Origin of the sequence: Arthrobacter sunyaminii (assembly GCF_018866305.1) — a bacterium.
Classification (GTDB): domain Bacteria; phylum Actinomycetota; class Actinomycetes; order Actinomycetales; family Micrococcaceae; genus Arthrobacter_B; species Arthrobacter_B sunyaminii.
In genome coordinates this window covers 2,472,214-2,489,993 of record NZ_CP076456.1, presented here as the reverse complement: position 1 = coordinate 2,489,993, position 17,780 = coordinate 2,472,214, and the positions used below count along the sequence as shown (strand labels likewise).

The window sequence follows — 17,780 nt, the reverse complement described above, 5'->3', positions numbered from 1 at the left end:
GACCGCACCCGGATGCGCCACCGAGCCTGTGCCGATGAATCCCTCGCGGGCATTAGTGACCCGGACAGCGGTGGCACCGGGGCGGCGTACCGGCAGCTGCCTTTCGTTGAACATATGGAACTGGCCTACGCTGCGGCGGACTTTGTTCTCTGCCGATCCGGAGCGATGACGTGTGCCGAATTGTCGGCAGTGGGGCTGCCGGCACTATACGTTCCGTTGCCGCTGCGCGGGGGCGAGCAACACCTCAACGCGGAGGCTATTGTGCGGGCCGGCGGCGGCCTGCTCGTCAGCGACGAGCAGCTCAGCGTGGAATGGATCTCCAGGACCCTGCTGCCGTGTCTGCTCGATCCGGCACGGCGAGCGGGAATGTCAGCTGCCGCGCTGAGGATGGCCAGGCCGGACGCCGACGTCGTCATCGCCCGGCACTGGCTGGCGGTCGCCCGTAACCGCCGGCCGGTGCCGGACGTGAAGCTGGACTCTGAGTAGAACTGCTTACCGGTCCACCGGGTATAGAGCTGCCGAAAGATCCGCTCTCCCGCCAGCACCCATACCTTGTATCGCACCGGGCCGACCGGCAGGTCCCAGCAGCCAACATAATCCGTCACCGTCTTGTTGAAGCTGGTCTTGAACAGCCCCAGGCCATAGTGGGGATGGGAGGTGTCCTTCAGCCGGTCCGACGGCGGTGTGCCGCAGAAGTCGTACAGTCACCCCCATGGCCTTGACCTCATTGATGGCAGTCCAACCCCGAAGAGGCTGATAGGAGAGAGGATGCGCTCTTCGTGTTCGCGCCGTCGTAACCGTCTTTCCACCGCTCGAGGAGCCGGTGGAGACCCGATTTATCGTCGGCTTATGCACCCGGGGACGTTGTCGGCGCGGAACCAAGAATCGCTTCTTGGTTTGAGCTGGTGCTCCGGTGTCCGAGTGTCGTCATCAGTAGGATCACACCCAGCACGGCGCCCCATACGGTGAGGGTATCGAAGGCGAGGCGCTCGGTAATGCCAAGGCCCAGTGAAATCGATGGCCCACCGCTGATCGCATCGATGAAGAGGACAAAGCCGGCTATCGAGAGTGTGACACTCGCCAAGGTCAGGGCTGACGCCCATCGTGCTGCCGTGCTGCCTTTAAGCGCGAAGACGAGGAAGGCCATTCCGATCCACTGCATCAGGGCCTGGGCAAGGGCCACGGCGTCATGAGCCTCCGGGTAAACATCCCAGGCTAGGAAACCGACCAGCATCACAAGCACACCTCCCGCTGCGACGAATGACATCGCGGTTTTCCCCGTCCGCTGCCGAGGCCAGGCCGACCACAGAAGGACGGCTCCGACAGCCATTAATGCTCCGTTGGCAACCGTGGAACCGTTGGCCAGCAGATGGCCGGGGGAGCAGATGTAACGCTCAACGCGCGTGCCGGCGTCGAACGTCCTGCAAGCGGTCACGCCGAGATCGCTGATGAAATTTGAGGACCAGGAGTACGGGTTCGGCCACTGCGCCGCCGCAATTACCTGAGCCGGAAAGGTCAGCAGGCACAGAGTCCACAGCGCGGCGCCCCAACGAAGTCGTGTCATGCCCCCGAGCATACAATACGAACGTATGGTTTGGTTCGGAGTAATCTCAAACCATGACTTCGGCGGGCGCGCAGCGCATTCTTACGGCTGTGCAGGACATTCTGGTTGAGCGGGGCCTTGAAGAGGTGACGATCCGCAACGTCGCTGCAGCCGCCGGCCTCTCGATAGGTGCCGTACAGCATCACCATAAGACGAAAGACGATTTGATCATGGCGGCCATGAACGAGGTCTCCAGGAACTTCATCGAGCGGGTGGGCTCCGCAGTGCACCCGGAGGCATCAGCGCGGCAGAATCTGGACGCAGTGTGCAGGATTCTCGGGGGAGTGGACGACGAATCCCGGACCGCTTCGGTCATTTGGTTGTCCTACGCCTCGAAGGCGACAACCAGCAGCGCAGTTGCCAGCGCCCATCAGGAATCCTGGCGCCTTATGGAAGAAGGCCTGACAACTCTGCTCCGGCAATGGAACCCAGACCTCACCCGGGATGACACCGCCATGCTCATGGCACTGCTCGATGGCCTAGCCATTGCCAGGGTAACCGAGACCGACCGAATGACATCCGAGCGGGCTCAGCGACTCATCGACCAATACCTCAACAGGCTCGAACCTCGGTCCCGCTAAAGGATGGGTCAGCGTGCGCCTAGCTATATGTTTGGTGAGCCCAGGAGGGCCAAGAATCGGCGTCCGTGTCTAAATCGATTCCTTGCAAGCGGATAAGGCAAACTTCGCCCGGAGATCGTGTGCTTGCCCAGAGGCTGTGCGATCGGCCTCTGGCGCGGGTGGGTATCCAAGTGAGCACCTCGTGAAGGTCTGCTCCTGACAGTTCCCACTCTTCCTTGTTCCCGCCGTCGTTCGCCCAGAAGTACACCCTGTAGGTCGGATCATCGACCTGCGTGGTCTGATCCCGTGGATCAATGAGTTCTGCTCGCATCTACCGACCGTACTCCGAGACGCAGCACCTTGGCGTAGCGAAAGCCCATCATTCTGCGGGACACCAGCTGACCGGGTCGGGTTATCGGGTCTTATGAAAGATGGCTTCTGATTCCACGGGCTTGAACCCAAGATCGGTATTGATAGATCGCATCCATGTGTTCTGGTCGTCGCTGCTTGTCCTCACGCGGCTTACTGCTCCGAGCTTCTTCGCCTCGTACAGCGATGCCAGTTTCACCGCAGCTCCCAATCCGTGGCCGCGATGTTCCCGAAGGACGAGGGTCCCCTCGATGTCCGCCGGCCGCTCATCGGTCGCAGCGTTTACGAGGCAAGTCCAGGCCGCCACGTCGTCGTTCTCGGTCACCGCAATTGACTCCACTGCCGCTGATCCCTGTGCGACCCACCTGTCGATCTCACTCGCGTATTCTGCTGGCGACACGGCAGTCTCGCTCCATCCGAGTTGACCACTGGGAGCTTCCGCGTCCACCAGACCTTTGATCTGACCTACCTGCTCGCGGTATCGGACGGGCACCCCATTGAGGTGTGTGGAGATGGTGTAGCCCTCTACTGCTGGAATCGGAGGCAGATCCGCGGCTTGAAGGTCCAACTCGACGACCGTCTCGGTCGTCGCGACCGTGTAGCCGAGCGGGTTGAGGAACCGCTTCGCAAGGGCAGCGATATTCTCCACTGTCGGCCGGTAAGCACTGGTGACGAACCGTGTGGTTGTTGACGGGGAGTCAGCTTCAGCGGCAACTATCAGGGCACTACCGATGCCGTTGTCCTGGTACTCCGGGTGCACCCAGATGAAAATCCACGTCGTCTCCGGTTCGTCTTCGGAGGTCATGCCCGCAACAAACCCCTGCAACGTCGAGCCGTCCCATGCCCCAAGGAGGCGCTTGCCCCAACCGTCCTCAGCACGCCACCCGAGGATGCGGGCATCTAAACCCCGACCTACCCAATCAGGCCGCGACTTGAGGTTCGCTGCACGCTCAACCTCATACGCGTCTGCCAGTGCTTGGTTATCGGCAAGATCTAAACGGTGAATAATCACACGTGCCAACCTAACGTGGAAAGGTGAAACAGGAGCACAACTGGAATGCCTTTGATCAATCCGTGCACCAATCATATGGAAAGGTGGAACCCACCTATACTTAGGTGTTTGCGGGCGAGCACGTCCAGTGAGGGACCGGCTTACGGGACAGTCACAGAAGTCCACACAGAACGACGATTTCGGGGCGGTTATGCCCAGGCAACAAAACACTAGGTCCAAATTCTGGCGGAAGCGGGCCTCAGCTCGCAGCCGGCGTCTTGTAGTGTTCTCGATACTCGCTAAAAAGACGGTCAGCGTATTTCCGTGGAAATCGGGTCAAGGAGTAGCAGGTCTCCGCCAGTGTTGTAGTCGGCGACTTTTGCAATGATATGGAGGTTGTCGCCTTCACGGATAGTGTCAGGGATCCTTGAGCCGGTGAGATTTAGGTCAGAGACTATGTTGACGTCGTTGAACTGAAAAGAGGGACCACGAGAATCGTTGAAATCACCGGCATAAATCAAGATATCATATCTTGTCTTGTACGTGCCATGATTCCCCATTTTGGCTATGTTTCCATCGAACTCAATGGTTCTGCCCTCATATTTTTCGACAAACTCTTTGCCCAGGTCGAAGGGATCACCAGTAGATAGAAGTGCTGCAAGATCGCTGTTATTTGCTACTGTCAGAGATTCCATTTCTGCGTCTTGGCTGGAGGGCGGTTCGACAGAAACGGAACTCGTCTCGGAGGCAGTCGCAGTCGCGGACTCTGAAGGCTTGTCAGGATCTGCCTTGAACGAGTGATACGAAATGACTATTTCCGCATCCTTGGGGAAATTGTCGTCTGTAGTGAAAATAGAGTCCCCGTTAACGGAAATCGTTTCCACCGAACCCTCTTTGGTTATCCAACCAGTGATCAAGTCGTCCAGTGCTTTCGGCTCGACGTTGGTGAAGCCGGCCTTTGTTAGATCATCGACTACCTCTTCGTAGCCGTTGCCTTCGAATTCTTTTGACGACGAAGGCATGTTAAGCATATTGGCCGGGTCAGTCGAATTCCCGCAGGCTGATGTCAGTACCAGCAGTGCCACCGTGAGCGTGCCGGTAAGAAAGCGTTTGACCATTTCAGAAGACCCCTCGAGAATTCGATTCTTGCTCGGCGCGCCGAGCGACGCCCGCCGTCGTGGCGCTTGCTCAATATATATCCCATGACTACGCCGAACACCTTATCCGAGACTTGTGGCCCAGCGACATTAGCTAACAATAACTCGATCCGATGGGCGTGTTTTCCTCTGGCCACGTTATGCGGAGTGTCGTAGACCCTGAGATCGTGGGCTTGGCTTGGGTTTTCAAACGCTCGTGAACCAACTGAACTTAAAATACGGAAAATTACGACGGAACATGTGCTGCCGCCGCCCATGCACAGACCCGGCTTCTCAGCCGGCGAACCCTGTCCGCAGGAGGTTCCACAGTGGGGACCCGGCTATCCGACACTGCCCTGACTCCTTCTGGATTTAAGGAATGGGAAAAATCCCCCAGCAAGTAGGCTTCAAATATGCCAAACTTTGACGTTGTGATTTTCGATTGGAGCGGCACATTGGTGCACGACCCCAGTCATGAAGAGCGTTTGACCTTATCCTTTGAAAAGCTCGGTCGTATAAATGTTCACGGGATAGATGGTGTGTGTGAATCTGTGCGACGTTGGGAGAAGGATCCTGAGGTAGTCGCCGCGCAAGTTGGTTCCGATACAAGCGCCAGTAGGTACTACGAAGCAGAGTCACTGTATTTCCAACGGGCAGGGCTGGATCAGGAACTTGCAGAGGTCTTACGGCACGCTGACGAGTGGCCGGAAACCGGCCAATGTATCCCGATGCACTTGGAACGCTCCGAAATTTGAAGGAGCAAGGGTGTCGTGTTCAAGTCCTCAGCGACATCCGCCCGCTTTTACTGGATCAAGGGGCGGGCGAGTTTATAGATGCGCCCCGTTAGTGTGGACGCGACCTCCCCCCACTTTGTACTTGAATCCGCGATGCGACCCAACAAATCCCAGGCGTTCATAAAAGCGGTGCGCGTCGTGCCGTGCCTCATCAGAGGTGAGCTGCACGAGATCAGCCTCGATCATGGGTGCTGCTGTGCCGGTAACCCAGTACATCATCGCGGATCCCACCCCGGTTGATCTGCTGTCACTTCGCACTCGAACTGCCTCGACAAGAAGCCGAGTTGCACCGCGTCTTGCCATTCCAGGAATACGGGTCAGCTGCATGGTCGCCAGAAGCTCGTCCTCATCGTCGACGACAACGATGATCTCGTTGGATAGATCTTCGATGATCGCCGTCAGAGCAGAAAGGTATGCGGGAGCATCAGAGTTCAAAGCCTTGTCACCTCTACCCGCGCTAATCGGATCATCGGCGAGTAGAAGCATGAGTGCTTCGAGATCATCTTCGGAAGCTCTCCGCAGAGTGAAATCCCGGCCCTTAGCACTCAGGGTGACTGGCAAGTTCAAGGTTCTGATCATCCTCGTAGTGTGCCAGTACCAATCCGACAACCTGTCCGCACACGGATCCCCAGGGCGTCGTGGCGAGAGACGGAGTTACGCCCAATTAGTGAGAGCAATCAGCTGGGCCGCCACCTCTGACGGTTGGAGCTGGCCGGTACCGATCCGGTGCACGGAGGCCGGAGCTTCCTAATCGAGCAGGTTCGCCATAAAGGTACTATGACCGAGCAGAGCGGGGTCGATTGCTCCGTGATTTCGGCGCTCCAACCGTGGACAAGCGTATTCGTCGCTGCTGCGCAGCAGAACCGCCGTGACGAGTGGATCATCATCACCCAGAGCTGCCACCAAGCTGGACAGTGTGAGGACGGCCGCCGTATTGGTGTAGATGAGTCGGTGGTAACCCAGTGATCGGTAGGCGGTCCACATCGCGGCCAGGTTCTGCTCGGCGAGGCTGTCAGCGGGAAATGCCACGTGTGGTGCGGGATGGGCTAGGTCGAGGTAATCGCCCTCGATGACGGCGTGCTGGATGTCGTGTCCAATGAGTTGTTCGTGCAGGGCCAATGCAGCGGTGGACTTGCCGACGCCGGAACGGCCGCTGATGAAACGGACGTGGGAGCGCATTCGCCTAACTGTTCTATCCGATGCCTCGCAAATGCAAGGACCGTCCGATCTAGGATCGGCCTACGGGCGCAACGTTTAGGCATGTCAAGTGTGCTGCCGAGTCTTGCGCCCTCGTGCCTGCTATTCAATCCCCATGCATACTGTCGCGTTACGGCTCCGCCTCACGGCGGGGGATAGACGTCTCAAAGGCTGCTCGGTGAGATGGCTTCCTCTATCGGAACGCATGGACGTGCTCTTGCTCTCACACGGTCTCATTCCCTTTGAACCTTGGCGCCAATAGGGTGACATCATGACACTCAAATTAGACATGGTCACCATCAACACCACAGACGCCGAACCGCTCGCTCGCTGGTGGGCCGAGCAGACCAATGCGGAGATCACCCAAACCAACGGGGGTTGGTTCGTGGTCCTCGAGGGCGGTGGGCTGCCAGTGATGCTGGCTTTCCAGAAGGTTGACGACCAGTCCGTCGCAAAAAACAGCATCCATCTCGATCTGGCTGCTCCCGACCTCGACGCCGAGGTCGATCGCTTGCTCACTGCCGGGGCCACCCTCATTGAGCGCCGGGGCGACGAAAGCTTTCGGTGGGTCACGCTCGCTGACCCTCAGGGCAACGAGTTCGACGTAGCCGAGCACGTCTGAGTGCTATAGGCCCGGTCCGCGTCGGTCATCGCATCAGACACCGCAACCCCACTTCGTGCCTCGGCTGGTAACGGCACAAGGTGAATCTTTAGCGGATGTATGTATTCAGTCGAACCTGATGAAGGCTCGGGCCGGTCCTCCTTGGAACTCCTCGGTCTGGGTTTAGCCGAGCGATTCCTAGAACGCTTTCAGCTTCGGCTCGTCATCGGTGATTAGTCGTTCAGTGATGACTCGTCCTATACCTCGTCTGTGATGCGACGGCCGGACGTGGATGCCAGGGATCTGGGCCAAGTCGCTGAACAGTCAGGACGGTAGCGGGACCCGGCTGCGTGCAGCGAATCTATGGGAGTCAACCGCCGCTGTCTGTTCTGCCCTGCGGCCATTGAGTGGAATACCGCAGTCGTATGTGACGTGACCGCGCGCCTCAAGCCGGTCGGCCCATTCACATCGCCAGGAAGACGACCGTTACGGGCGCACGATGATGTGCGGACGGAAACGATGTGGTCTTCGTTTTGGCCTCCGCCGAACTTCTGTGCTTATATATCAATCATGGATACATCGTTGATTGATACTCTGCCATTGTGCGGGCATGGCTCGTAGCTCGGGTTTTGAGAGCGGAGATCTCGCTGACGCTGCGCTGCACGTCCTGCTCGCCCTGGTCAAGCCGCGTCATGGCTATGCCGTGATGCAGTTCCTTGAGCAGGAGAGTAGGGGGGCCATCACGCTCGGGCCCGCCTCGCTTTACACGACGCTCAAAAAGCTCGTCGGGGCTGGCCTCATCGAGGAACTCGATGGCGATGATTCTCGGCGCGTCTATCACCTTAATGCGAAGGGCCACGAGGTCCTGGTCCGCAACATCCAACGCCGTCGCCAGTTGCTGGCCATGGCCGACCACATCATGGAGGAAGCTTGACCACCACCAGCAGGATGGGCAGTGGCCTGGCCTTCAGTCCCGAAAAGGACCTGGCTATGTTCGCGGAAATGGCACTGCAGGGAAAACACCTGAACGGTGTAGCGAAGCTGGGTCACGGATGGAGCTTCGTCGACGGAGCTCCCGAAGAGGCTGTCTTCGACCTAGCCTATGAAAGCAGTCCGTCGCCGGACTACTTCGACATCTTCCAAGCGGCTGGCTGGGCACCCGTCCTCTCGCTGGGAGACGCGCACATTTTCAAGGCAGTGCCGGGAACGGCGCCGGTTCACACGGGCTTCGAGTCACGGCGAGACGAACTTACCCGAAATCGAGATCGCTACCTTCGCTACAGTGCGATCACCCTGATTGCCTTCCTGCTCTTCGGTCTGGGAATCCGTGCGGCATCGTGGAATGAATGGGCAGAACTGGTTCTGTTGGCGGTGTTTATATTGCCCGTCGTCTACACCGTCATTCCTCTGGTCGGGTACTGGCATAATCTCAACAAGCTGAATCACTCGAGCTGATCACCCAGGTTCGATTGATCATTCCGCTCGACTGAGGAACGGGCTGTTGTGACGGCTCTGACCGACTGACACGGCTCTGACCGACAATTGTCAGTTTCGACCGGGGCTCGGTAGTGTCTGGTTCATGCTGTGCTGCTGAGCCTTTCCGCGGACAGCGCGGCGACCTACACCGCAGGGCCCCGTCCCGCTTATTGATCGTTGAGCGCACCAAGGAAGGATTGGACACTGCTCGCAGCCGTGGCAGGTCCAGCGGGAGGAAGCCGGGGATGAGCCGCACACGGATCATCCAGGCACGACATGATCGAGGCCAGCACTCACACGAACAAGCAGATTGCGCAGACGTTCAACGTCTGACGCGCCACGCTGTACCGGAGCTTAGCTGAGACATCAGAAGGCCGGTTGAACTAGATCAGCTCAAAACCCGAATGAGTTGTGAGGTTCTGGGTCAGTTCTGAACATCCGGGAAAGTTTCTCAATGGACGAGGTTTGATCGGAGCGAATCCGCCCCGCAGCGGCGAGCAGCTGAGCCGACATTCCACCTAAGTAGAGGGCACCGAGGGCTTGAATGTCGAGCGTGAGATCCGGTGCATCGTTGGTACGCACGCAGAAGGCACCGGTAACGTCAGCTTCTAGACGCCAAGTGCCGACATTATTAGGAACCATCTCGTCGGTTTGGACGGAAAAAGCTATGGTATCGGGCGTGGAATAAGTGCGGGCTGCTAATGCGGCGGGAACGTCCAGTATGCGCATCCAAAGGTTGTCTGACTGTCGAGTGATACGCATTGCACGAGGGTTTCTCAACATCTGGCGAAGGGGTTCATCGCGCGGACGTGAATGCGCAACGACTTTGCGTGTCAGGTCGAAGTCAAGAAGGAGATGCCACAGCGCCCTATAAGCACTGGGATTGGTGGCTTCGAGGGCTTCAACGACTAGCGTGCCAACATCATCAACCGTGCGGGACCAAGGCAACTTGAAGTTGGCAATACCGTCCACCGTTCCGGTGCTATCCCGGTGCACGAGATAGCGAAGAGGGCTATCGGTTCCGGATGCCGTGTCAGAGAGTCCGTTCCATCTGCCTGGCTGAGCTGATAGCTCGCCCACCCGAGAGTGACGTACACGCTCATGTAGCACGGGCCATATCGCGCGCGCTTCTGATGCGCCGATGAGTTCGAGTGAACCGATGGTGTCCTCTAAAGGGAAAAGTTCTGCTTGTGAGCGTTCAATCTCCCACCGGGTGCGGTACGTCGCGGGGGAGAATCCGAATCTTCCATAGATGCTGCCTTCACTGGCGCTGAGCATCGAGATTGGTTCGCCCCGTTCGATTGCAGCGTCGAACATGGTCTGCATCATCTTTCGAAGCAGGCCCCGCCTGCGGTGTGTAGCGAGGACTCCTGTACCAGTTACTCCTGCCATGGGTAGCTGAAGTGAACCAGGTACCGTGACCTCAAACGAGAGCATCGCGGAGGCGCCGACCAGTCGCCCGTCAGCAAACGCAGCTACCGGATGAAAGTTCTGGTTCTTCTCGCTACTGTCGGCCCACGCTTCCAATTGTTCAGCAGTGGCGGGCTGACGAGGCTGAGGCCAGGGTTCGCTGCCACCGTGCCATGCCGCTGGCGCTGCTTCCCAGCTAGGAAGCCCATTCCCGCTTGGAAGTGCTTTGTAGTAGTTGGACATTTCGGCACGAGAGGGAGGGCGAACGTTGATCTGCATTTAGTCAGCTAACCAGACTGTCTCCCACGCCGACGGTAACCTCGTTCAACGCTGAGTAAGCGTCCCGCTCGAGGATCCCTACAGCGGTTAGGCTGCGGACATGACTGCATGGAGCCGCCACTGTTTTGGGTCTCGATTGTGTTCGGGGTGGGCACGATGATGCTCGCTGAGAAGCTGCCGGAGTAGTGCGGGCCGGTGTCGATCCTCGCCATGGTCCTTGCTGTTTCTGCTTTCCTAACGTGCTCCGTTCTGGAGTATCGACGTCGGAGCGCAGCAGGCGGCACTTTGGAGCAGCAGCTTTGCCCCTAACTTCTCTCTTCGGACGAGGCAGTGCAACCCGGCGTCGATGCGCTCGGTGTTCGCTGAGGGACCGTGTAACGGCGCAGCATCGATGCTGGTTGTTGGGTCAATACACGCAGGTACGATAACTGCTGTGGTGAATGACGAGACAGCCTCAGTTAGCTTGGTTCCTGTCGACGACGTCGTGCTCCGACAGTTGGTCCGCGCGGCAGTTACTGATGCAACGGCTGATGAAGTGACGCCTCCGCTGACACCTGGCCCGTCGTGGACTGTGGCACGAGTGGATTGGCTGCGGGCCTACCACCAACGCTGTCGTGACGGATTGACTGGAGCTGCCGGCGAGGCCACATGGGCTGTAGTCGTCAACCAGAACATCGTTGGTTCAGTCCGTCTGAAAAAAACGGGTGTAGAAGGGGCGCTGGAAACAGGAATTTGGCTCATCCGCAAGACGCGCGGTCAAGGCATCGGGAGGATGGCAATCGCCGAAGTGCTGCGCAAAGCTCGCTTATTGGGAGCACATGAAGTGCAAGCAAAGACCACCGCGCGTAATACAGCAGCCCAGAGAGTGTTACGTAGCCTCTCCTTCAACATCACAACCCCCGTCGATGGAAGCGAAATTATGGGTTCATTCACGATTCGCCCTGCACCTCAACACTGATCTGTGAGCTGCAGCGGTTTGTGGCCTGGTTTTTGCAGCGGTTTGTGGCCGACCAGTCTCCGTGAGCCTATTGGTGTCCGGGATGAGTGGTGGGACGTCGTGGATGCCGAAGGGTCTCCGACGGGTAGAACCTATCGCAGGGGCGCAGCGAACTGGCCGTCCGGGTTTTTTCATTTGATCGTCGCAGTTTGTATCCAGCGTGAGGATGGAGCTGTCCTCCTTACCCAACGTGCAGCAACTAAGGAATCTCCCTTCGGATGGGAGTTCCCCGGTGGAAGCGCTCTCAGCGGTGAGACAAGTCGTCAGGCGGGGATTCGAGAACTGGGGGAGGAGACGGGGGTAGAGATTCCGCCGTCCGCGCTGACGCCGATTGATCGATTTGCTGAAGCAGCAGCTCTTCTTGATTTCTATACTGCCCACGCGCCGGCGAACACCGAATTGAGATTGCAGCAGAGCGAAGTCATGGCCGCCGAGTGGGTGTCGCTTGAGGAAGTCGGCCGCCGGCTGTGTGCGGGCCTCATGGCTGACCCCTGGTCCGCCCGCCTCGACGCGCTCTGGCCGCTTGCGAGGCAGGCACTGCGTATCGTCCGGTGACGGATACCCAAATGACGACGGTCTTCCATATCTGCACGGCCAGAAGGTGGCAGTGCCCAAGAGGAGTAATCGAACCGTTATATCTCTTTGTGACGAATATATAGATTGTCTGAGTATCGTTCCTTCCATGAGTAAGCACGAAATGCGCGAGCCCACCTTCCTGGTCCTCTCAGCGCTGGCCGATGGCCCCAAGCACGGTTACGCGCTCATCGCCGAAACTAAGGAGCTCTCCGGCGGCAGGGTAAAACTTCAGCCCGGAACGCTCTACGGTGTTCTGGACCGGTTACGCGATGAAGCCCTGGTGGAAGTCTCCGGAGAGGAGATTGTTGACGGGCGTGCCCGCCGTTACTACCGGATCACGGACGAAGGGGCCACGACATTAGGACGCGAAGCAGACCGGCTGGCAGCCAACGCACGACAGGCCATGTCAAAGCTCAGGCTCCGCGCGGCAGTTGCCGGCGCATGAACACTTCCGCTTCCGAATTGGAGACCACCTATCAGCGGGCCCTGTCCGCTTATCCCCGGCGTTGGCGGGAGGAACAGGGCGACGAGTTCATCGGGGTGCTGCTTGACGTGGCTCGGAGCGAACATCGAAGCGCTCCGACCGCCTCCGAGCTGCTGAATATTGTTGGCAGCGGTCTAATAGCCCGCGCCATGCACCTGCTCGGCCGGGTCAGCCGAACGCGCCGGAGCGTTCTGGCCTTCACCGCCACCGTTCTGACCTTCTATCTCGCTGTCACCATGATGCTGCTGGGAGAGTGGGGCCCCTGGGTTCGTCCCGGTACGCTGCGCTGGCGGCCCACCGGGCAGGGATTCACGGAACAGGCTCTTTCCCTCGGCCCGTTCACCACCGGCGCTTCCCTGATTTATCTGCTACTCATAGCGGCATTTTTATGCACTTTGCTGCAGCGGACAGCGCTGCGCCGGTCCTTGTTCTTAAGCGCGGCTGCTGGCGCTCCACTGGTCAGTCTGGCAGGTCAACTGACAGGTACTCTGGCGCCGCCGCTGCATACGATGCTGACCCTTAGCTTTCTGGCCATTGTCGCGTTGGTCGGTACTCCGCCGGCCACACGCCCAGGCCGGGTACTGCTTGCTGCCGCCGCGGTGTGTTTCACCTCCGCAGGGACAGCTTTGGCCGTTTTTCGACTCTCCGGAGAGCAAGCCCTCTTCTTCTACAACCCGTTGAGCGTCGCTCCGGTGGATGCCCACACTCTGACACTGGCCGCCGCCGCATCAATGCTGGTCGTAGTCGTGCTGCTGCTGAGCACCACCAGACAGCTGCCGTGGACCACCATAGTGGTTGTCATGTTCGCTCCAGCGATAGCGTTCCTGTGGAGCGGACCCTTGGCTGGGTATGCTCCGGTGCTGCCCCCTGGCCAGAGCGGCCTCTGGCAGTGGAACACGCCGCTGCTTATCTCCGCTTTGAGCGCGGGAGCGATTACCGCTTTGATCCTGCGACCCTTCAAGAAGAAGACGCTCCGCCCAGCCTAATCCTGCAGCAGCAGCTCTCTTTTCTCCTGTAGTACTTCACGGCCATGCCTGACAGGCATCTCCGGCACTGAACGACACCCAAAAACCAGTCTCACAAAGGACCCTCATGCACCGGAACTCTATGCTCCCCACATCTTTGCAAGCCGTGATCCGAGATGCCGGACGGTCCATGGCAACTGTTCCCGGTGCCGGCAACCGACGGCACCGCGGACTCTACGCGGCTGCGTTGTTCACTGCAGCGGCAGCGCTCGGCGGCTGCGCGGCGGAAACGGCTGTGGGCCCTGCCGAAGCTGGTGCTGATGCCTATGACATTTACCTCGCGGAGGAGGTGGACACCATCGAATTTGGGCAGGATGTCCTGCGTTTTCATTGCCTTGTGGACAACGGGTACAGGGAGTTCGAAGCATTCGTTCCGAAAAGCCCGACGGAGCGCGCCCGTCAGGACGCAGATCAGATCACCACGGACAATGCCTTTTTCGCCAGCGAACAGGACGCCATGACCCGGGGGCTGCGGGAGGAATCGGCCGGCCCGGCTCCCGCCAAGGTCATCGGTCATGACAGTTCCTTAGGCGCCATCAGTGAGGCGTGCGATGCCACCGCGTGGGATGCGCTCGGCCCGGATGCCCATCAAATCCATCTGGAGTACAGGCAGCTCGGCAACGCATTCGGGGCACTTGGCACGGCCCTTTCGGAAGACTTGGTCCGGTTGCAGAACACCGTGGCCCAGTGCCTCGTCGATGCCGGCGAACCGGTAACCGTCGCGCAGGACCAGCTCTTCGGTATTCGGCCGGACATCGAACTTGGACAGCCGGTGGTGTCCCCGGAACGAAGCGGCCCCAAACAGACCCGGGGCGTGGAGATCATTCCGGGCGACGTCGAGGTGGCCTACGTTCCGACACCGGCTGAGTCGGATCTGGCCGTGAAGTACTACGAGTGCTCCCGGCAGACAGGTGCCCGCGAGGAATTCGAGACTCTGCTGAGCGAAGCAAAGACAGAAATTGTTGCCGAACACGAAGCTGAGTTGGGCGAGCTCAATCCGAAAATCCAGGAGTTGGCGCGGAAGGCAGCTGATCTCAGTGGCCGCTGAACCCGGAACGGCCCGGCCCCACCGAAAGTACCGTCGAGGCACCGTAGCCCTCGCGTTGTGTGTGGCCACACTGATCCTGGGAGCGGCAGGCGGAACCTTCCTGGTCGCACCACAGCTCAAAACGGCCGAACAGGCGGCCGCCGATGCCCTGCCCCCGCCGGCACGGCCGGTCACTGCGTCAGTGGAACAGCGGGTACTGACCGAGGAGACGGTGCTGCGAGGCATCATCAGCTCCGGCGACAGCACCCCTGTCGTGCCCTCCGCCGCGCTGGCGGCAACTTCTCCGGTAATCACAGCTGTCCCGGTTACCGCCGGCAGCAGCATCAGCCCGGGGACAACGGTGTTGGAGGCCAACGGCGAACCGGTGTTTGCCATGGACTGGAATTTCGCTCCCTACCGGAACATTACCGGCGGCAGCCGGGGTCCGGACGTCGTTCAGCTGCAGAACACCTTGGCCGATCTCGGTTACGCCACCTCGTTGAGCGGGGTTCTGGATCCCCTCACCCAGAGCGGTCTGAGCATGTTCTATACCGACCGCGGCTACACCGCGCCCGTTGCCGGAACCGACAACGCCCTCGCGGCGTCCGGGTCCGGAGCGAAGATATCGGGCACCGTAGTGCCGGATGTCGTCGCGGATCCGGAGACCTCGGCGCCATCCTCTGGAGGGGCTTCCCTTCCGGCTGCCAGCGTTGTCCTGATTCCGTCCGGACTGCACACCGTGACACAGGTACTGCCCGGCGTCGGGTCATATCTCGCCGAACCCGCACAGCCGCTGTTGCGCCTGAACGCCGGCGCGAACATCGCCGTCGCCGTCTTGGACGCCGGAACTGCGGCGACCTATGCCGCCGGCGACGAGGCAGTGTTGACAGACTCACGGGACGACACCGAGCATCCCCTTGAAGTTTCCTCGGTCGGCACTGAACCGATGGAAGTGCCAGGCGTTGGCAACGGGATCAAGGTGGTCTTCAGCTTCAGCGGCACCGCCCCGGCCCCAACTCCCGAGGGAAGCACCCTGCTGATCCGCGTGACCCTGGCAGGGGATCCAGAACCGGTCGTGGCAGTACCAGTGACCGCTCTTTATGCCCGCAGCGACGGAACCTCATTTGTCACCGTCGCTGCAGACCCGCAGGCCGGTACGGATTCCCTGGATGTGACAGTGACTCCCGGCCGCGATATCGGGGGCTGGGTCGCAATTGCTGCCGAAAACGCTGAATCCCTGCCTGTGGGCAGCATCGTCGTGGTGGGTATGACCCATGAGCAGTGACCTGGTTGCTGAGCAACCGGTGCTGGAAGTCCGGGACGCCTCAAAGACCTTTGGGAACGGCCCCGCCGCGGTCACCGCCCTCCGTGCCGCCAGCTTCACTGTCTACCGCGGCGACTATCTGGCCCTCGTGGGACCGTCCGGCTCGGGAAAGTCCACGTTGCTGAATCTGCTGGGGTTGCTGGATTCCCCCAGTACCGGTTCCTACCGGGTGGAAGGGATCGAAACCACGACGGCGGCCAACCCCGACATTCTTTCCCTGCGCGGGCACAAGTTCGGTTTCGTCTTCCAATCCTTCCATCTGCTCGACGGCCGTAGCGCCTTGGAGAATGTGGAGCTGGGCATGTTCTTCACCGGGCACAGCCGGGCCGAGCGGCGGGACCTCGCGGCGCAGGCACTGCACCGCTTCGGACTTGACCGGCGCATGCATGCAGATCCCCGGGAACTCTCCGGCGGGGAACGCCAACGGGTGGCCATCGCCCGTGCCGTCGCCAAGCAGCCCAGCGTGCTGTTTTGTGACGAACCGACCGGCAACCTGGACAGTCGTAACACCGGGGTGATCTGCGATCTGCTTGAGGAACTTAACGCCTCCGGTCTGACCATCCTGACGGTCACCCATGACGATTTTCTGGCTAGGCAGGCCCCACGGAGGCTGGACGTGCATGACGGTGTTGTCAGCGAGCTGGACCAATGACCGGATCCAGAAACAAGGCCTTGCCGGCAACCCGGCTTCGCACCGCCGACCTGCTCACTGAAGCCTGGCGGTCCATTGCACGAACGCCTTGGCGGTCCATGCTCACCGCAGTGGGAACCCTGCTCAGCGCGGCGGCGTTCGTCGCGACGCTGGGCATCTCCGGAACTATCAACCAGCAGGTGTCGGCCACTTTTGACCTCCGCCGAGCCACCACCGTGACGGTGGAAGCCGGCAACGGCCAGCGCGCTGGCGTCGAGACTGACTCCTTCCTGCCGGAATGGGCCGAACCACAACGGCTGGACCATGCCAGAATGCTCAGCGGCGTTACCGCGGCCGGTGTGCGCCTTGGCATTGACGGACACACCATTGCCCGGGGACCCAACACTTTCGACACTGCTGAGCCCGTTCCGCTTATCGCCCTGGATGACGGCGCACTGGCGGCCATGGATCCGCGCGTCGTCCTGGGACGCAGTTTCGATGCAGGCCATCAGCAGCGCGGTGACCACGTCATTATGCTGGCGGCCGGCACAGCCGAGAGGCTTCGGGTAGCCCGCACCGGCGTTGCTGTATACGTGGGCGGACGAGCGTACACCGTGACGGGGATTTATGATGACGTGGCTCGCGGCCCCGACGCTTTGGCGGCAGCTCTGGTCCCTCTGTCTTTGGCCCCTGAACTCGCGGTTGAGGGAGCGCAGCTGCCTCAGGCAGTGGTCGCGACCCTTCCGGGAGCGGCCGCCCAGGTGGGGGCGCAGATTGCTTTGGCTCTACAGCCAAATGCACCGGAAACATTGGCGGTTGTAGCACCGCCGGATCCAAAAACCCTGCGCCAGGAGGTTGAGGGCGGGGTCACCCAGCTGAGCCTGCTGGTGAGCGTCATTGCTTTGGTGGTCGGAGCGGTGTCCATTGGAAATGCGGCAATGGCTGGCATTGCCCAGCGGACTGGGGAGATTGGGCTCCGGCAGGCACTCGGCGCACGGCGCAGGGACATATTCGCTCAACTCCTTGGTGAGACAACCGCTCTTGGCCTGCTGGGCGGGGCTGCCGGGGCTGGGGTCGGCATCCTCGTCACCGTTGCTGTGAGTTTGTCCAACCGGTGGCAGCCGATCCTGGATCTGCGACTGGCTGTGGCTGCCGTAGCAGCCGGGGCTTTAGCGGGGGCCTTGGCAGGGTTCTGGCCTGCTCTCACTGCAACACGCATTCCGCCCGCCCAGGCTCTGAACCGGTAACGCCGGAACGTCCAAGACCTGGGACGTTGGTCGGCACTGCACTCCTCCCTGCG

The 17,780-nt window shown here is 60.1% G+C and carries 20 protein-coding genes; 14 read left to right on the top strand and 6 right to left on the bottom strand.

The features are described 5' to 3' along the window. The first annotated feature begins 12 nt into the window (after positions 1-12). Positions 13-486, top strand: coding sequence for a UDP-N-acetylglucosamine--N-acetylmuramyl-(pentapeptide) pyrophosphoryl-undecaprenol N-acetylglucosamine transferase (locus tag KG104_RS18105; protein ID WP_258060081.1), 474 nt, complete (start codon positions 13-15; stop codon positions 484-486). A 361-nt stretch (positions 487-847) separates the two neighbouring features. Here KG104_RS18105 and KG104_RS11130 read toward each other — a convergent pair whose 3' ends face one another. Further along, complete coding sequence (locus KG104_RS11130) at positions 848-1,564, bottom strand: DUF998 domain-containing protein (protein WP_181032297.1); 717 nt, start codon at positions 1,562-1,564, stop codon at positions 848-850. Positions 1,565-1,617: 53 nt separating this feature from the next. On the opposite strand from KG104_RS11130, the gene KG104_RS11125 reads away from it, so the two are divergent. After that, positions 1,618-2,184 carry a TetR/AcrR family transcriptional regulator gene (locus tag KG104_RS11125; RefSeq protein WP_104161260.1) on the top strand — a complete coding sequence of 189 codons (567 nt, stop codon included), beginning with the start codon at positions 1,618-1,620 and terminating at the stop codon, positions 2,182-2,184. A 391-nt stretch (positions 2,185-2,575) separates the two neighbouring features. Here KG104_RS11125 and KG104_RS11120 read toward each other — a convergent pair whose 3' ends face one another. Next, the gene (locus tag KG104_RS11120) at positions 2,576-3,619 is read right to left on the bottom strand and encodes a GNAT family N-acetyltransferase (RefSeq protein ID WP_237686890.1); all 1,044 of its coding nucleotides are present in this window, start codon (positions 3,617-3,619) and stop codon (positions 2,576-2,578) included. 215 nt (positions 3,620-3,834) lie between these two features. Beyond that, on the bottom strand, positions 3,835-4,641 hold the full coding sequence (locus KG104_RS11115; RefSeq protein WP_207347044.1) for a DUF4839 domain-containing protein: 807 nt from the start codon (positions 4,639-4,641) through the stop codon (positions 3,835-3,837). Positions 4,642-5,072: 431 nt separating this feature from the next. Here KG104_RS11115 and KG104_RS11110 point away from each other — a divergent pair, with 431 nt between their 5' ends. Further along, positions 5,073-5,414 (top strand): hypothetical protein, encoded by a 342-nt coding sequence (locus KG104_RS11110; RefSeq protein WP_146067233.1) that lies wholly within the window; start codon positions 5,073-5,075, stop codon positions 5,412-5,414. Positions 5,415-5,486: 72 nt separating this feature from the next. Here KG104_RS11110 and KG104_RS11105 read toward each other — a convergent pair whose 3' ends face one another. Both KG104_RS11105 and KG104_RS11100 read right to left on the bottom strand, forming a co-directional pair. Then, on the bottom strand, positions 5,487-6,032 hold the full coding sequence (locus tag KG104_RS11105; protein ID WP_207347043.1) for a GNAT family N-acetyltransferase: 546 nt from the start codon (positions 6,030-6,032) through the stop codon (positions 5,487-5,489). Positions 6,033-6,200: 168 nt separating this feature from the next. Continuing rightward, positions 6,201-6,632, bottom strand: a complete 432-nt coding sequence (locus tag KG104_RS11100) for a nucleoside/nucleotide kinase family protein (RefSeq protein ID WP_237686889.1) — start codon at positions 6,630-6,632, stop codon at positions 6,201-6,203. Positions 6,633-6,921: 289 nt separating this feature from the next. Here KG104_RS11100 and KG104_RS11095 point away from each other — a divergent pair, with 289 nt between their 5' ends. The 3 genes from KG104_RS11095 (at position 6,922) to KG104_RS11085 (ending at position 8,706) form a co-directional block, all read left to right on the top strand. Beyond that, positions 6,922-7,272, top strand: coding sequence for a VOC family protein (locus KG104_RS11095; protein WP_104161256.1), 351 nt, complete (start codon positions 6,922-6,924; stop codon positions 7,270-7,272). A 589-nt stretch (positions 7,273-7,861) separates the two neighbouring features. After that, a complete protein-coding gene (locus KG104_RS11090; protein ID WP_104161255.1) occupies positions 7,862-8,185 on the top strand; it encodes a PadR family transcriptional regulator in 324 nt (107 codons plus the stop codon). After that, on the top strand, positions 8,182-8,706 hold the full coding sequence (locus KG104_RS11085; protein WP_207347042.1) for a DUF2812 domain-containing protein: 525 nt from the start codon (positions 8,182-8,184) through the stop codon (positions 8,704-8,706). Before KG104_RS11090 ends, KG104_RS11085 begins: the two co-directional genes overlap by 4 nt. A 414-nt stretch (positions 8,707-9,120) precedes the next feature. Here KG104_RS11085 and KG104_RS11080 read toward each other — a convergent pair whose 3' ends face one another. Then, positions 9,121-10,416 carry a GNAT family N-acetyltransferase gene (locus tag KG104_RS11080; protein WP_207347041.1) on the bottom strand — a complete coding sequence of 432 codons (1,296 nt, stop codon included), beginning with the start codon at positions 10,414-10,416 and terminating at the stop codon, positions 9,121-9,123. A gap of 436 nt (positions 10,417-10,852) precedes the next feature. Between KG104_RS11080 and KG104_RS11075 the strand changes: the two genes are divergently transcribed. The 8 genes from KG104_RS11075 to KG104_RS11040 all read left to right on the top strand — a co-directional run bounded on the left by KG104_RS11075 (position 10,853) and on the right by KG104_RS11040 (position 17,727). Beyond that, on the top strand, positions 10,853-11,374 hold the full coding sequence (locus KG104_RS11075; RefSeq protein WP_216202313.1) for a GNAT family N-acetyltransferase: 522 nt from the start codon (positions 10,853-10,855) through the stop codon (positions 11,372-11,374). A 174-nt stretch (positions 11,375-11,548) separates the two neighbouring features. Continuing rightward, entirely contained in the window at positions 11,549-11,968 is a 420-nt protein-coding gene (locus KG104_RS11070) for an NUDIX domain-containing protein (protein ID WP_207347039.1), read from the top strand. A 127-nt stretch (positions 11,969-12,095) separates the two neighbouring features. Continuing rightward, positions 12,096-12,434: a PadR family transcriptional regulator gene (locus KG104_RS11065; protein WP_104053971.1), complete on the top strand. Its 339-nt coding sequence runs from the start codon at positions 12,096-12,098 to the stop codon at positions 12,432-12,434. Then, on the top strand, positions 12,431-13,459 hold the full coding sequence (locus KG104_RS11060; RefSeq protein WP_104161252.1) for a hypothetical protein: 1,029 nt from the start codon (positions 12,431-12,433) through the stop codon (positions 13,457-13,459). The genes KG104_RS11065 and KG104_RS11060 overlap by 4 nt, the downstream gene beginning before the upstream one ends. Positions 13,460-13,628: 169 nt before the next feature. Next, positions 13,629-14,546, top strand: coding sequence for a hypothetical protein (locus tag KG104_RS11055; protein ID WP_146067232.1), 918 nt, complete (start codon positions 13,629-13,631; stop codon positions 14,544-14,546). Continuing rightward, positions 14,536-15,810, top strand: coding sequence for a peptidoglycan-binding domain-containing protein (locus KG104_RS11050; RefSeq protein ID WP_207347038.1), 1,275 nt, complete (start codon positions 14,536-14,538; stop codon positions 15,808-15,810). Before KG104_RS11055 ends, KG104_RS11050 begins: the two co-directional genes overlap by 11 nt. Then, a complete protein-coding gene (locus KG104_RS11045) occupies positions 15,800-16,501 on the top strand; it encodes an ABC transporter ATP-binding protein (RefSeq protein ID WP_104053975.1) in 702 nt (233 codons plus the stop codon). Before KG104_RS11050 ends, KG104_RS11045 begins: the two co-directional genes overlap by 11 nt. Further along, positions 16,498-17,727 (top strand): ABC transporter permease, encoded by a 1,230-nt coding sequence (locus KG104_RS11040; RefSeq protein ID WP_207347037.1) that lies wholly within the window; start codon positions 16,498-16,500, stop codon positions 17,725-17,727. The genes KG104_RS11045 and KG104_RS11040 overlap by 4 nt, the downstream gene beginning before the upstream one ends. Positions 17,728-17,780: the final 53 nt, after the last annotated feature.

Excerpts from the sequence above, each read along its gene's own strand:
- KG104_RS11090 (WP_104161255.1), top strand. The coding sequence starts at position 7,862 with ATGGCTCGTAGCTCGGGTTTTGAGAGCGGAGATCTCGCTGACGCTGCG.
- KG104_RS11060 (WP_104161252.1), top strand. The coding sequence starts at position 12,431 with ATGAACACTTCCGCTTCCGAATTGGAGACCACCTATCAGCGGGCCCTG.
- KG104_RS11045 (WP_104053975.1), top strand. The coding sequence starts at position 15,800 with ATGAGCAGTGACCTGGTTGCTGAGCAACCGGTGCTGGAAGTCCGGGAC.
- KG104_RS11100 (WP_237686889.1), bottom strand. The coding sequence starts at position 6,632 with ATGCGCTCCCACGTCCGTTTCATCAGCGGCCGTTCCGGCGTCGGCAAG.
- KG104_RS11040 (WP_207347037.1), top strand. The coding sequence starts at position 16,498 with ATGACCGGATCCAGAAACAAGGCCTTGCCGGCAACCCGGCTTCGCACC.
- KG104_RS11065 (WP_104053971.1), top strand. The coding sequence starts at position 12,096 with ATGAGTAAGCACGAAATGCGCGAGCCCACCTTCCTGGTCCTCTCAGCG.
- KG104_RS11120 (WP_237686890.1), bottom strand. The coding sequence starts at position 3,619 with ATGATTGGTGCACGGATTGATCAAAGGCATTCCAGTTGTGCTCCTGTT.
- KG104_RS11125 (WP_104161260.1), top strand. The coding sequence starts at position 1,618 with ATGACTTCGGCGGGCGCGCAGCGCATTCTTACGGCTGTGCAGGACATT.
- KG104_RS11105 (WP_207347043.1), bottom strand. The coding sequence starts at position 6,032 with ATGATCAGAACCTTGAACTTGCCAGTCACCCTGAGTGCTAAGGGCCGG.
- KG104_RS11055 (WP_146067232.1), top strand. The coding sequence starts at position 13,629 with ATGGCAACTGTTCCCGGTGCCGGCAACCGACGGCACCGCGGACTCTAC.
- KG104_RS11115 (WP_207347044.1), bottom strand. The coding sequence starts at position 4,641 with ATGGTCAAACGCTTTCTTACCGGCACGCTCACGGTGGCACTGCTGGTA.
- KG104_RS11095 (WP_104161256.1), top strand. The coding sequence starts at position 6,922 with ATGACACTCAAATTAGACATGGTCACCATCAACACCACAGACGCCGAA.
- KG104_RS11110 (WP_146067233.1), top strand. The coding sequence starts at position 5,073 with ATGCCAAACTTTGACGTTGTGATTTTCGATTGGAGCGGCACATTGGTG.
- KG104_RS18105 (WP_258060081.1), top strand. The coding sequence starts at position 13 with ATGCGCCACCGAGCCTGTGCCGATGAATCCCTCGCGGGCATTAGTGAC.
- KG104_RS11080 (WP_207347041.1), bottom strand. The coding sequence starts at position 10,416 with ATGCAGATCAACGTTCGCCCTCCCTCTCGTGCCGAAATGTCCAACTAC.
- KG104_RS11130 (WP_181032297.1), bottom strand. The coding sequence starts at position 1,564 with ATGACACGACTTCGTTGGGGCGCCGCGCTGTGGACTCTGTGCCTGCTG.